7 protein-coding genes are annotated in these 15,243 nt (G+C 43.4%); all 7 read right to left on the bottom strand.

The features are described from left to right. Positions 1-677: 677 nt before the first annotated feature. The 7 genes from C900_RS08540 to C900_RS08510 all read right to left on the bottom strand — a co-directional run bounded on the left by C900_RS08540 (position 678) and on the right by C900_RS08510 (position 15,213). Positions 678-2,774 carry a sensor histidine kinase gene (locus C900_RS08540; RefSeq protein WP_040496165.1) on the bottom strand — a complete coding sequence of 699 codons (2,097 nt, stop codon included), beginning with the start codon at positions 2,772-2,774 and terminating at the stop codon, positions 678-680. After that, a complete protein-coding gene (locus C900_RS28270) occupies positions 2,755-4,398 on the bottom strand; it encodes a tetratricopeptide repeat protein (RefSeq protein WP_009579347.1) in 1,644 nt (547 codons plus the stop codon). Before C900_RS28270 ends, C900_RS08540 begins: the two co-directional genes overlap by 20 nt. Positions 4,399-4,406: 8 nt before the next feature. After that, the gene (locus C900_RS08530) at positions 4,407-5,294 is read right to left on the bottom strand and encodes a PorP/SprF family type IX secretion system membrane protein (RefSeq protein ID WP_157493950.1); all 888 of its coding nucleotides are present in this window, start codon (positions 5,292-5,294) and stop codon (positions 4,407-4,409) included. Positions 5,295-5,344: 50 nt separating this feature from the next. Then, positions 5,345-7,306 carry a T9SS C-terminal target domain-containing protein gene (locus C900_RS08525; RefSeq protein WP_009579345.1) on the bottom strand — a complete coding sequence of 654 codons (1,962 nt, stop codon included), beginning with the start codon at positions 7,304-7,306 and terminating at the stop codon, positions 5,345-5,347. Positions 7,307-8,527: 1,221 nt separating this feature from the next. Beyond that, entirely contained in the window at positions 8,528-10,864 is a 2,337-nt protein-coding gene (locus tag C900_RS08520) for a beta-N-acetylhexosaminidase (RefSeq protein WP_009579343.1), read from the bottom strand. A gap of 21 nt (positions 10,865-10,885) precedes the next feature. Next, positions 10,886-12,676, bottom strand: a complete 1,791-nt coding sequence (locus C900_RS08515) for a sodium:solute symporter family protein (RefSeq protein ID WP_009579342.1) — start codon at positions 12,674-12,676, stop codon at positions 10,886-10,888. After that, complete coding sequence (locus C900_RS08510) at positions 12,676-15,213, bottom strand: beta-mannosidase (protein WP_009579341.1); 2,538 nt, start codon at positions 15,211-15,213, stop codon at positions 12,676-12,678. Before C900_RS08510 ends, C900_RS08515 begins: the two co-directional genes overlap by 1 nt. Positions 15,214-15,243: the final 30 nt, after the last annotated feature.

The raw sequence follows: 15,243 nt of genomic DNA, 5'->3' as shown, positions 1-15,243 counted from the left end.
AAATGGCTAAATTTCAATGCCTGCGATGACAAATCACAAACTCACCCCTTGAAAAACGGGGCTCAAACAGTGTGATTTACAAAGTGTACGTATGGCATTGAAATTCTTAACGCCATTTTCTCAAGGCCGTTCTGAAGCTATGTCATTATCCTCAAAATCAACGAAAAGTTGTTGGTTGCCTCCCCGAGGCAAGTTGGACAGGCAGGATGACTGCTCTTTTTTAAGCATTTTATATCGAACTCACCTTAAAGTTAAGCATTGAAAGGGTGATGAGAAAAATTTTACAATCTGTTTATCCATAGTTATAAAAAGAGAGGCCTGGCATAGGAAATGCTCACTCCTCTCGTTGTTGGTTCTTTCGTATGGCCTGTTGGTGGCCACGCCAAGGGGGGTAGGGTTTCACGACTGTCCGTATCCCCTCTCCCTCCATTCGAGGGCGTTTATTAACAGTCAGCCAACTATGTTTGTAAGAAAACTCTAAGTGGCTTTAGGAAAACGTTCCCCTCAAAAGGCGGAACGAAGTGCCAAAAAGCGGAGTCCTGTACAGTTGTTACAGTTGTCGGGATGAGCATTTTTGGGACGAGTGTAACGCAGGTATTGGCGTTTTTCTTAGAGACACTAACTATTTTAAATCCCTCACTTACCATACTCAAAACCACTTTGAATTTCCTTCACTATCAAACAACCGTATCGGTGAGTTCCTGCGAATTTTTCGACAGCAGATGGATGGGGAGGTTTACTGCAAATTTTGAAAAGCTGCCAGGCTCCGATTCTACAGTAATCCTACCCCCTAGCGCCTGTACAGATTTCTGAACAATATAGAGCCCCAGTCCATTACCCTTAGAGTGCTCATTGCCCCGGAAAAACATATCGAAAAGCCGGTCGCTAATTGTCCTTTCAACTCCAATGCCATTATCGAAAATACTCAATTCAACATGTGTATCCACTGCCATCGCTTTAAGCACTACCTGGTATTCTTCAGAGTCTTTTAGAACACAGAAAAATATAGCATTTTCGATTAAGTTGGCCAGTATTACCTCTATCAGATTAGGCACTGTATTAATGATGAGATCTGGCGAACACTCTATCACAAAATTGATCTCATGGCTATTAATGACCTCCTTAAACCTACCGCGTATGACTTCAATCATCTCGCATAGATAAACGGGAGAGACAGCCCCAGGTCTGTTTATCTCGCTAATAACACTCAGCTTCTTCAGCAACTTATCCATTCCCTTTGTAGCCTGCACCACTTTTTCAAACAACTCACCACGCTCTTTTTCATTGAGTATTGCAGCCAGATTACATAAGCCTTCTATAGAGCACACCGGAGACCTCAGGTCATGAGAAGCCCGATAAAGGACTGTATCTAATTCACGATTGGCTTCTTCCAGCATCTTTGTACGCTGGTAGACCATCCCTTCCAGATTTTCATTGATCCTTTTGATTTCAGCATTAGCTGTCTCAAGCTTTTTCTTTTGCTTTTTCAACTTGTCGCTAAAGTAAGCCAACAGTATGATCATAACAGCAAATATGACTACAAGTGAGAATATAGCGATAAGTCTTTCCCTGAACATGCGCTGCTCTTCCAGCCGTTGTGCCTCGCTTTTTGAGAGTTTACCTTCAAGATCCTCGAGGTTAAAATACCTTGTCATCAGATCATTAATGACCTGCCTGTAGCTGTTGTGATTTTTGTAAAACTTACTTTCATTCTCAGAAAGTATCCTTTCAAGTAACCTAATATCGGCAAGTAAGCCTGTGCGCTCCTCTTCACTCAAAGCCTCAAAACCGCTTTTTAATTTATCATTGATTAGCCGTATCTTTTCTTCGAAATCAGCTTGCTGTTCATCCAGCATACGACTTTCCAGCCTGGATTGGGCCAACAAATTGCTTATGTCTTCCTGTAAATAGGTAGAATCTGAAATATTATTAAAAAACCGTAGCGCATTATGATTGAGCGAATCTTTCAATTGTCCTATGAGTTCCTGGAACTTGGCGTCTACCTTCCTCCTGCTAGGCTCATCCATATCTTCAATGTGATAGTTTTTGAAAATGGCATAGAATACAGTTAGTGATTGAATGGAATCCAGTTTGGAGAGATCGAAATCTTTAAAATAACTCTGAGAGGAGCTGGAAGCCGTGTCTTGTTGCCGCACCTCTCTTTCAGGCGCCACTGTGGCAGTTTTGGCCGGTTCCGCTATAAGCCTGGCATTCAATTCGCTGGTCTGTAGTTGAACTATATTATAATTATCAAGGGAAAACTGCTCTTTGGAATGGATCTTTTCATCAAGAGCCAGGGGTAACCGCACCTTGCCGTTGCCATCGGTGATACCCGTCACTTTTTTTCTCCCATTAAACGCCACTTCCACGCCTTTTAAAGGCTGGCCACTGTTGCTCCCAACAAATATATCTATCTCATAATAGCTTTTTTTTCTAATGATGACCTCAAGTATACCTTTACTCAAATTCCATGATGCTGCTTCCAGTTTGTCATCCTTTAGCCGTATTGATTTTATCGGCAGGTCGCTATCCGAAAGCTCTACAAAGGCAACCCCTTTGTTTCCGATGGATACATAGTCGTTATCGTTGATAGCTATATCAAGATGCTTTACGGGCTGCAATTGCTGATCGAAAGTTTTGAGCTGATACACCTGCCTGATCTGTGCATTTGCTGCATGCAATGTCATAAAAAAAGTAGCAACTAACAGTACGCAGTGCAGACTGCACCTTCGAAAGAAAGTCGCGTAAGCCTCTTCATTCATCTTTATCTTCATCTTCCGTCTGTTTTCCTGTGGATCTGAAATCGTCTTTTACCACTACCACTTCATATTTACCATTGAATCTTTTATACTTCGGCACTTCAAAACTAACAATGCCGTCACCAATATCCTCGCCAATGATGTGAAGTCGGTATTTGCTGTAATAAGGTATGGTCACTATAAAATTGCCGGATCGGTCTGAAGCGCCGGTCGACACAGTAATATTTCTGACATTATCTATCAAAGAAAAATTAACCCCAGACAATATTTTCAATTGTGAGGAATCGGACCAGCTATGCTCGATGTATTTCATAACCCCGGCTATTTCCAGGGGATAGGTTTGGATGTCCATATCAAATTCATAGATATCATCATCATAACCTCCTTCTTTGCGGTTGGAAGTGAGGTAACCACGGGTATTCAGAGAATCTATGGTAATCCCAAAGTCGTCTCGATGAGAGTTAAGAGGATAACCGAGGTTCTCCACCTCACTGAAATCATCAGAATTAAGCTTTGTTCTAAAGATATCAAGCCCTCCCATTCCCGGATGTCCATTGGAAGAAAAATACAGCACCTCTTCGTTGTGAAGATAAGGAAAGACTTCATCATACCGGGTGTTTACTACTTCACCCAGGTTGACAGGCTTACTCCAGTTGCCATCGGTCAACTCAGATCTGTACAGATCCTTGCCTCCTGCCCCTCCAGACATGTCTGATGAAAAATATAGTAAATTTCCCTGCTCATTGATAGTGGGATCAGTGATGGAGTATTCGGTGCTATTATAAGGAAACTTCCCGGTAATATGCCAGTTCCCGTTATGTATCTCAGCAAAGTATAACTGTAATGTCCTGCTCACCTGACTTTCTCGATCAGAAGAAGCAAACACTACTTTTTCACCACGCTGGTAAAATGCTACCGGTCCGCTATGAAACCTTTGGTTCAGGATTTTATCAAATAATATTGGGGTACTGTAAACCATGGTATCATTACTCCTTGTAGTATCAGTGGCGGTTGGCGAATAATAAATATTGTAAAACGGTGCATTCAGAGCAGGATTAATCTGCTCAATCCCCCCAATTTTCTTACGGTTTGACATAAATACGATTCCCGACCGATATGAAACCGCACACAGTTCTCCATAACCCGTGTTGATGGATATGGGACGGACAGCAAAGTGTGTTGAATCTTCATATAAAAACTGGATATTATCAAGCCGCCAGATCTTTTGATAGATCAGTTCATCGCCAGGGTAGTCTTTGAGATACATCTTATAATATTTTATTGCATCGTCATACTGCTCCATAGCCACATGAGCTTCTGCGTAGTAATAAATGTCCGCGGCTTTCAGGCGATGAGAAGCTTCCATGTATTTATCGTAAGCAGCTATTGCTTCTGCATATTGCTTTAGAAAGTAATGGCATCGGGCTATGTTAAGAATTACTGCACTCGTGTGCCTACGTTCATCAGCGGCTTTCATGTATAATTCCAGCGCTGTTTGATAGTTGCCGTTGTCAAAATGCTTGTCCGCAATTTGGATATCACTTTTAAACAGCTTAAAAACAGACTCCTGGGCGGATGTTTTCCACGTAACACCAATGATCAATGGTAATAATGCTAAAAGAAAATATCGTGTACGCATTTTGCTGTTTACCTTGGCGAAGCTACATTATCGTGTTTAAACCTGAAAAGGTAATTCACTGCTATTTCGTGTGACCCTGCTATTAATTTTGACACGCGGCCAACAGGATAATCATATGCATAACCAAACTGAAGCTGTGGTGTTACCCGACATTTAAAGATCAAATCGAGTGATTCCTTCCTGCGATATGACAGCCCTAACGCAAGGATCTGCCTGTAGACAATACTGCAATTGATATCATATGACAGGGGAATACCATGCATATACTTAAAGAGTATATTTGGCTCCAGGTCAAGGTTGTGATCCAGGGTCAGCCTATATTTCGAAAAGAAAAAATAGTTGACCTGACTAATTTTTACGGCAAGTGAATCATTGAACTGCAGTTCTTTCGGCATGATCTCAGGCACTGAAAAACCTATATGTAATTCTGGACTTTTGAAGTACAAGCCTGCGCCCATGTCAAAGAATGTGCGTGAAACGGCTGCATTATATAATCCAGGATCATTGCTATACTCCCCCAAGGCGCCATAATCTGTCATGCTGTGGTGAAGCCCTGCCTGCAGGCCAAATGACAATGTCTTACTTTGCCCCACCGGCAAATGATATGCATAATTTGTGGATATATTTAAATCATTATGAACACCAATTTTATCATTACTTATTAACAGGCCTGTGCCTATCTGCTTCTTTTTGAAGAGTGTATGAGCCGAAAATATCTGGGTAGATGGAGCGCCTTCTACTCCTGACCATTGGTCTCTTAATATGAAAGACATACTCAATGCTTCATCAGCCCCCGCATAGGCCGGATTAATGATCAGCCCCTCAAACATATATTGCGTAAACTGTGCTCTCTGCTGAGCAACCGCTTGCCCCGCGCAAAAGTATAGTAGTATCAAAAATAGAGTTTTAGTTACTGTTAATATATATTCTTGCTTGCTTCCCATCACTATCGTACCAACTCTATAAATCCCTTTTTTTCGACCTTCTCTGAAACAAATTTCACTGAAATAAAATAAAAATATGTACCCGTGGGCACAGGTACACCATTCATATTATTGCCGTCCCATACTATATTCTCATTATTATAACCTGTGGCACGATATATTTCGCCACCCCATCGATCCACTATGATCACCTTATTATCCTTAAACTTTTCTATGTTTGACAGCAACCACAGGTCATTTTTCCCGTCTCCATCCGGAGTAATTAGTGGAGCGACATCAAATTTCAACTCCTCGTAAGCCACAGTAACATTAAAACGGCATGAACTGACCTGACCTGCATTATCCATAGCAGTATATTCGACTTCTGTTACCCCTACCGGAAACAACTCTCCTGGAAGATGAGAACTTTCGAGCGTAACCGTACCACATGATACCTGCGCCAAAGGCTCCTTCCAGCTTATCTCAACCTGGCCTGACTCACCGGCCTTCGCATCAATATCTGCAGGACATCCCGAGATCAGAGGTAATTGTTCATTTTGCACAATCACATCAAAATAACACGAGCCGCTATTGCCCACTTCATCCGTAGCCGTGTAGCTGACTTGCGTAATGCCAACAGGTAAAATGTTTCCGGGCTCATGAGATGCCGTAGTTGCGACCACACCACTGCAAGCGTCTGCAACAATTGGAACATTCCAATGCACCTCGGCTAAGCAGGTACTATTGGCTATAACTATAATATCTGCCGGGCACTCGAGAAATTCCGGGGGACCAGAATCGACTACCACCACATCGAAGGAGCAGATGGCTGTATTACCAGATGCATCAATGGCCGTATAGGCTACTGAGGTAGCACCCAAAGGAAATATATCCCCAGGGTTATAATTACTTGTAAGAGCAAATGTGCAGTCGTCATTGACCTGGGGAGGAGTCCAGAAAGCCACTGCCTCGCAGGAGGTTGCTGCAGACACTACTATATCTGATACCAGACACCCTGAAAATACCGGAGCAAGAGTATCCTTAACTTGCACTATAAAAGTGCATATTGAGGTATTACCAGCTTCATCATTGGCAGTATAGGTAACGGTAGTCACTCCAAATGGAAAAGTGTCACCGGAACTATAATTGCCGGCAACCTGTACCGCAGAGCAGTTGTCTACTGCTGAAGGGATAGTCCAGAAAGCAGCGCCTGTGCATGATTGTCCGGAGGTATATGCAGTAATGGAGCTGTGACAGGTCTGAAATACTGGTGGAGTTTCATCATTAACAACTACAAAAAAAGAGCAGGTAGATGTATTTCCAAATTTATCTGTAGCGGTATAGGCCACCTCGGTAGTGCCAAGTGGGAAACTGCTTCCCGGATTGAAAGTGCTGGTGAAGTCTACCAGTTGGCAATCATCAACGGCTACAGGCTCCTCCCAATTAACCATAACATCACATGTGATGGAATTAGCAGCTATATGGATATCAGCAGGACAGTTAGATATTTGCGGAGGGTTGGTTTCGATGGCTGATGCTGTGCAGCATAAGGCTATCCCCTCAACACTCACCCCTGCAACTACTGAAAAGTTACCATAGACGTCACCTACATTAATTGGTGAAGTGCAGGATATATCTATAACCGCAGAATCATGTATTGCTCCGGGATGTAGAAGCACTATGGCAGTGACCGTTACATCTCCATTAAAAGGGACCTCCGGAGCTTCACTTTCAAGGGTAATAATATCATTAAGAAAACTAATCCCCACCGTACCTCTGCCATCCAATGCCAGAACATTGATGATCAATCCACCTCCATTATACCGTAACGTAAGGCTGGAAAGCCCCCCGGAACAAGGTCCACAGCTATCGCTGGCCGGACAGTCACATGACTGTCCGTGAACAGAATAGCTCATCAGCATTATTAAAAACGCCAGATGTACCTTACTTCCTACATTTGCAGTTAAATTGGTTTTAAAGCTCATCACGATTTAGCACCCGGGGTTGGTTAGTACCAGATACATCTGTTTTGCTATTCAAAACCATATAAGTTCCTGAAATTAAATGGAAAAACCTGCGGTATGTAATGTTTTTGTTATTGAAATATTTATAAGAACATATCTTTTATATGCACCAACGCAATATCAATACATTTAGCTTTCTCCTATCAACAATATCATTGTCAATACCTATATTAGTTTAACGTAATAGTGGAACCGATTAAATTTGTATTTCGTATCCAAAAATAACCTAAAAACCTCTTTTTAAGGTCATTCTGCCTGTCCCTAACTTGCCTCGGGGAGGCACGAAGAATCTTACTAAGTTCAAAGATACTACCAACAACTTAGGAAGATCCTTCCTCACGTACCAATGACAAGTTTTGCAATACATTGATAATCAACCTTTTGCTAAGTTGTGAATTTTGTGCAATTTTTGGCTTTTTGCTTTTCATAGCATCAGTTTTACTTTTTTGTCTCTTAAGAAACAGTTTATGTACCCGGAATTATTACTCTTATGGAACATAATTCTGTCAAACAACAGAAAAGGCAATAGCTGAGGGGATTTCTCGAGGGCCATAGCCATTAACTTATATTATTCCCTTTGAGTTTATCACCTCACCCCTGAACAGGCTGAAGTATAAGCACAGAAGAACCACCCTCTCCTCCGAGGAGAGGGAATTGCAGACTGCAGTAAAAGCATAGGCTTTTGATGGGTGAGGTGTTGAAATTCGGGATAACAGGAAAGCTATCGAATAAGGCAATGCAGAAGAGTTATTTGAGCTACTGCGTCTGTGTTTCCTATTATTGAAGCATTGTCTTTTACAATGCGAATACTTGACGCAAAAAAGCCCCACTGGCGTGTATTTTATATCGAACTCACGTTGGTTTAAATGGAGCACGTAATCTATTAGTAGTACTAATAAGATTATATCACCATGAAGGTTTCCTTGCCCGCTGTGTGCCAAGGGAGCCTGTGTTTTAATGGCCAGACTTTCCTGTGGCACATTCAACTTCTCTCTTGTAAACCCAGGGCTTCACCCCCCGGGCTACAAAGATTCACCCCCTCTGGGGCATAGCCGTCAGTTTTTAATGTAATGATCTGAAAGAGAGGAAGAAAGAGAAAAGGAACCAGAAGAAAAAAGGATTAAGGAGGAGAGTCTTAAACCTTTCGGGTAATTTGAAATGTTAAGCGAAGGCCAAAAGGTATTATTCGATGATCACTTCATCGACAAACAGCCACGCGGGCCTTCCTGCTCCGGCATGATCTTCAGGGCATACACCTATGTTATATACTACTACTTTAAGCCGGCTTAAAGGCTTTTCGGGAATTGTAACATAAAAATCCACGACCTGCTTTTCTACTGTTGAAGAGGAAATGTTGGCTTTCGAATCACCTAGCAGCTCGAGACCAGAACCGTCACCAGCCCCGTAAATAACTACTTTATTGGCGCGGAAGATCCAACTGCCATTGTCCTGTAGTGTACCAACGGTTACATTGCTGACAGTGGTAGGCTCTTCAAAGTCAAAAACAAGTTCAAGATCATCACCATTAAAGCCCTGCCATTCTCCACTGCCAAAGTTCATGCTTCCCCGGATACCATCTGTTAACACAAAATCACTATTGCCCGAATACTTTTCCGCAGGCTGTGCTTTATACTCAGGCTGTTGGGCGAAAGCTTTGTGTATAAATATCTCTGTAGCAGAGATTTTTCCAACAAGTTCTCCGTTTTGAAACAACCCGGCTTTTACCGTCATTGTTTGATCGGGGGACATCGGAGCCAGGTAGATCTCACTATTGACACTTGGCTCTGAGCCATCTGCGGTGTACCGGATATCTCCTTGAGGATTTTCGGCCTCCATTTTCATGGAAATAGTACCTTTTTCTTTATCAAACTCAGGAGTAACATGTACATTATTCATGCTCCTGGCATAGTTCACTCCTTTTTCATCAAGCAAGGGTAAGTGGCGGTTCACTTTGGAGATGAATTTGTCCCAATCTTTATTTTCGCGCGGTGTCCAAAGCACTTCGGCAAGCGCATAAATGCGGGGAAAGATCATATACTCAGCATGCTCAGGGGTAGGCACATACTCCGTCCACAGGTTGGCCTGACCGCCAAGTATGTAATCTGCCGCCTGCCCCAATGAATCCGGTGCCGGGTCAAATGTATAAACATGGCTGATAGGGGAATAGCCTCCTATTGCCAATGGCTCTAACTGCTGCTGCCCCTGGTAGTGGTCGAAATACAGGTGTGTGCCCGGGCTCATCACGGCATGGTGGCCTTTTTTTGCGGCTTCTATGCCGCCACTCATCCCGCGCCACGACATTACGGTAGCATTAGGCGCCAACCCTCCTTCAAGTATTTCATCCCATCCGATCAGCTTGCGGCCATTGGCATTTAAAAACTCTTCTACACGGCTAATGAAATAACTTTGAAGTTCATGAACATTCGCCAGATCTTCATCTTTGATCCTTTGCTGGCATTTGGCGCAATGTTCCCATTCGGTTTTAGTGGCTTCGTCTCCTCCTACATGGATATACTCCGAAGGGAAAAGTTCCATAACTTCTGTCAATACCTCTGCCAAAAACATAAAGGTACTGTCATTTCCGGCACAATAGATATCTGTGATAGGCCATACCCCACCCGAAGGAACAGGAATAGGCTCCTGCTTACACGATAGCCATGGATATGAAGCAATCGCAGCGCTGACATGTGCAGGCATCTCTATTTCAGGAACAATATTTACATGCCTTTCTGCTGCATACTGCACTATCTCCTTAATCTCTTCCTGTGTATAGAAGCCTCCGAAGTCAGCTACCTCTCCTTGCTCAGGCTTAGGTCTGGAGTTCCAATGCAGGTGTTCCTTATTCACACGCCATGCCCCTTTTTCGGTAAGCAATGGGTACTTCTTTATCTCAATCCGCCACCCCTGATCGTCCACCAGGTGCCAGTGGAAGGTGTTGAGCTTATTCATCGCCAGGTAGTCGATAAACTTTTTAATGAACTCCTTCGGAAAAAAGTGCCGCGAAACATCGAGCATCATACCACGCCATTCAAACCGCGGATGATCTTCTATTTCCACCTGAGGGATCAAAAGTCCTCCCTTATTTTCCTGGTCTGTCGTCTCCCACAACTGCCTGAGAGTCTGTAGCCCGTAGAAATATCCTGCAGCAGTGCCGGCACTGATCGTTATTTGATCATCCGTAACGTTTAGTCGGTAGCCTTCTGGATTGTCGATAGCTGCCTCTGTTTTAAAAAGGATAACATCGGTTGTAGTATTCTCCCGATATTCTAATTTACTGTCCAGTATCGGCAGTAGTATATCGTTAAGTGCCCCGGCAGTAGATTCTGCCAACTCGTCATTTGCTCTAAAAGACACAGCCGTCCGGTCCGTCAGCTGAAATACTCCGTCCTTCACTTCCAGGTGAACAGGCTCAGGAATAATAGCCGGTGACTGTAAAGTGACAGCATCTTGCTGCCCGGTGATGCAGCCTGCCAGCACCAGGGAAACGTAGAGTAAAATCAGGAGGTTGAATTTTTTCATGATGATGTCCTTTTTTATTGATCAATCATTTTCAAGTTTGTCCAGCCAGTTTTTCTTTAGAATTATGGAGGTAATGGCAAATACACCAAACGCAATGAGCATCGGCCAAAGCTCCCGGATAACCAGGTAAATGGGCATCACTACCAAAGTTAATTGCCAGATAATGCCTACAATTATATTAAAGGCATCCCTATCAGCATTTTTATTGGGTGTGAACTCGGGATATCTTTCCATTACCGCTCTTTTCACCGGTCCCCACCACCCCCAGGGCCGGACACTTTTATAGAAATCTATCAATACGTCCTCATTATCCGGTTTTGTAAGTAGTGAACCGCCAATGGATCCGAACAGAGAAATAAGCAGTATAAACGGGAAGGCATAAAGCGGCTGCACCTCGGGAAACAGGAATGGCAACACCAGTGATGCGCCCAGCCCGGCCATCATACCCCAGAAATAGCCATAGCCGTTGAACCTCCACCAATACCATTTCAATAAATTGGCGGCAGTGTAGCCTCCGAACAATGCTCCGAAGATCCATTGGGTGATGGAGTTGATAGAGTCAATAACAAACCCGAAAGCAATACCAAGCACAATAATAACAAACGAAGCCAGGTAGCTCATCCTGACATAGAGCTTTCGGCTGCCATCGGGTTTGATGTATTTTTTATAAATATCATTAACAAAATATACGGGGGCTGCATTCACCGTAGCTGCATAGGTCGACATAAACGCAGCGATCAGTCCGGCCAATAGCAGCCCTGTAAAGCCGGCAGGAATAAAATTATTGATCGAGTAAGGAAGTATCATTTCGAAGTCGAACCCTCCCTCCTGACTGATCTTTGGCCCAAGGAATACCAGCGCCAGTATGGTCAGGCCGGTGACGAGCATATACCGGGGAAAGTACATCACCAGTGACACCAAGCCACTCATTTTCGCTGCATCTTTTGGCGTCTTTGTAGCCAGTATCCGCTGCATATCGTAGTTTGGCACGGGGCCTGCCATACTTACCAGTACCCCCTTAAACAGCATCATCATCACAAAGAATGAAAACCACGTGAACCCGTCTTCGCTGATCTTTTGATTGACAGAGGCGATCACACCGGACCAATCCAAATCCAGGTGCCAGCCAAAAAACAACTCTTTCCAACCCTCAGGAATATGTTCGGATAACATCTCCGGACTGACCAGGTTCATGGCAATAATACCAACAGCTATTGAAGCGATCGTCATAATAATGAACTGGATCAGCTCGGTGATCACCACACTATACATCCCACCTTTGATCACATACAAGGAGGTGATGCTGATCAGTATTAGCGCGTAGGTGTCCGAGGCGAAATCCCATGGCAAAAAAGTATGGGCAAACTTCCCTATACCTTTGAAAGTATAAGCAATAAACCCGACTACACTCACCAATGCAAATACTACAACAACCAGTTGAGAAAGCTCTGCTCCCCTGCCATTACCAAATCGCTTTTCAAGCCATTCCGCTCCTGTCATTACATTTGATCTTCTTAACCATACTGACAGATATACCATCAAAAATACCTGGTTGAAGGTGGGCCAGATCCAGGGTAGCCAGGCGCTTTTTAATCCGTAAACAAAGCACATGGATACCAGCCACATGGTGCCGGTAATATCGAACATCCCGGAGGCATTGGAGATACCCAATATCCACCATGGGATGGTTTTTCCTCCCAAAAAATAAGCCTGAAGGTCTTTAGAAGCTTTCTTGGAAAAATAAAATCCAAGTGCAATTGTAAGCACCAGGTACCCCACAATTATGATGATGTCTATGGCCTCCAGCTTCATTATTCAATACAGGCGTCAAATAATGAATAAATGGTCAGGCTCTCGTTCAACTTCTCGGGGTGTTCTACCTTTACCTCTACCGTTCTCGGCTGGCCCGGGATCAGGTCAAAAAAGTTATCGGAGAAGTGAGCATTCGTTCCTTTCGCTTTCAGTACCACATTTCTGGCCAGATAATCCGTAGACAGGTCTACAAAATATTTTCCTTCTACCTCCTTTATCACTCCTTCAATTGTTGGTTTTCTGAGATGTAAATCTTTGGGCATAACCAAATAGTATAGATTTTCACTTATCGTTTGCTCACCCTCCTTTACCCGGCTGATAATCAGACAACTCTGCTCATTATTGCCATTAATAATACTATTCACGGGGGCTTGAAAGGCTACTGTTGATGAATTTGGCTCTATTTTGATATCCGCTTTCGATTCGCAGGCAATATTTCCAAAAAAATCTACTGTAATTACTTCAAGCACAACATCAGAAGCATCATAGCGGTCTGACACCACATATACTTCAAGTGTATCACCATGGCGTACTGTTGAGGTAATAATATCTGCATATGCCTTTTTCACAAAGTATTGCAGGGCTTTCCACCGGCCGTAATAATCCACACTGGACCATGAAGCCACCGGCCAGCAATCATTCAACTGCCAATAAATGGTACCCATGCAAAACGGCTTGTTTCTTCGGTGCGCCTCAATGGCTATTTTTATGCCCTCGGCTTGCAAAATCTGACTTAGGTATAAAAACGCCCCGAAGTCCTTTGGTGCGTTGTACCACAATTCCATATATTTTTTTATCAATGCATTTCCTCTCGGATGCTTTTGATGGAGCAGCATGACGTCACTATTCAAATCCCAGTCTTCCGGAATGGTGTACTGTTTTACCGATGTAAGCTCAGGAAATGATTGAAAGCCATATTCGCTCATGAATCGCGGCACATAAGTTTCATAGGCGCTGAAGGGCAACTCACCATGCCATACACCCCAAAAATGATTATTACCCATTTTCATATCATCAGGCCCTTTCCAGTCACTGATGGGCGATGAGGGTAGGTAAAATCTATTACCGTCCAACTCTTTTATTACCGAGGGGAGCAACTGATGAAAAAGATCATCGTAGTATTTTTTTAGTAGTGAGCAGGTTTCTTCGCTATAATTATATTCCTTTTGCCATCCCCAGGTTTTCCAACCCACTGCTATTTCATTGTTGCCACACCAAAGCGCCAGTGAAGGATGGTTCCGTAGCCGTTTGACGTTATAAATGGCCTCTTTTTTTACGTTGTTGAGAAAAGCTTCGTCCCCCGGGTACATGGAGCAGGCAAACATAAAATCCTGCCAGATAAGTATTCCGAATTCATCGGCCAGGTCGTAAAAATCATCGTCTTCATAGATGCCTCCTCCCCATACACGAAGCATGTTCATGTTTGATCCCACTGCATTTTTAAATACTTCCTGGTGTTTATCCCGCGTAACGCGATCCGGAAAGCTATCGGAAGGGATGTAATTAGCTCCTTTTATAAAAAAGGGCTGTTCATTGACTTTGATAAAGAAACTTTCTCCATGCTTATCAGGCCGATTCACCACCTCAATGGTTCTCAATCCGATTTTCAGTTCTCTTTTGTCAAGTAAAGCCCCATCTTTTAGCAGTTGAGCCTTTAGGTGATAAAGATCCGGAGCCCCCATACCCGCAGGCCACCACTTTATGGGGTGGTCAATTGTGATTTCGGAGGACACTGAATTGACGCCTTTTTCCAAACGGATCAACTGAGTTGCTATATATTGAGAATCATCACTGGGTGAATCTGTTGTCAGCAGTAGCTCTACCTCCTGCCCCTCACCGGAGATTATCTCCAGATTAGCGGTGAGAACGGCTCGCTTATCCGTTAGTTCATGCTGTTCGATATAAAAATCGGATATTCTGAGTGGATCGGAAAATTCGAGGAAAACGGGCCTCCAAATCCCCGAAGTCACAAATTTTGGACCCCAGTCCCAGCCAAAATGATAAGGCGCCTTACGGGAATACACGCTTAGCTTCTCTTCTGTTTTGTCATTCCCAGCAGGATATGTGAAGCCAGCCTGCTGGTACAGCGGCATAGTTGCTTTGATCGGAGAATGAAAATGCACATGTATTTCATTCATACCTGGTTTAAGCCACTGCTTGCAATTTTCCCTCCATTCCACAAACATATTATTGGCTTTGAAAAGCAGATGGCCGTTTACGTTTACATCCGCATAAGTATCCAGCCCTTTGAAAACAATATCTATTTCCGGGTAATCGAGGTCTTCAGAGTTGAGCTCGAACAAAAGTCTATACTCCCAATCTTCCTTTTCTATCCATTGGAGTTTGGCTTCATTATCTCTGTAAAAAGGATCGTCAATGAGCCCGTGAGCCAAAAGGGCTGTAAAATTAGTAGACGGCACCGAAACTTCGTGCCACTGCTCTTTGCCTGCCTGACGAAACCGCCATCCCTCATTTAATTCAAGAATTCTTCGTGAGGTGGCCCCCAGGTTCTTATGATTCGTTACTTTTAATGTCACTTCCTTGTCTTGTTTAGCCTAAAAAATCGA

This window comes from Fulvivirga imtechensis AK7 (genome assembly GCF_000331535.1).
In the GTDB taxonomy this organism is placed as follows: domain Bacteria; phylum Bacteroidota; class Bacteroidia; order Cytophagales; family Cyclobacteriaceae; genus Fulvivirga; species Fulvivirga imtechensis.
The sequence above is the reverse complement of the archived record's forward strand: the minus strand, read 5'-3'. Positions and strand labels throughout refer to the sequence as shown.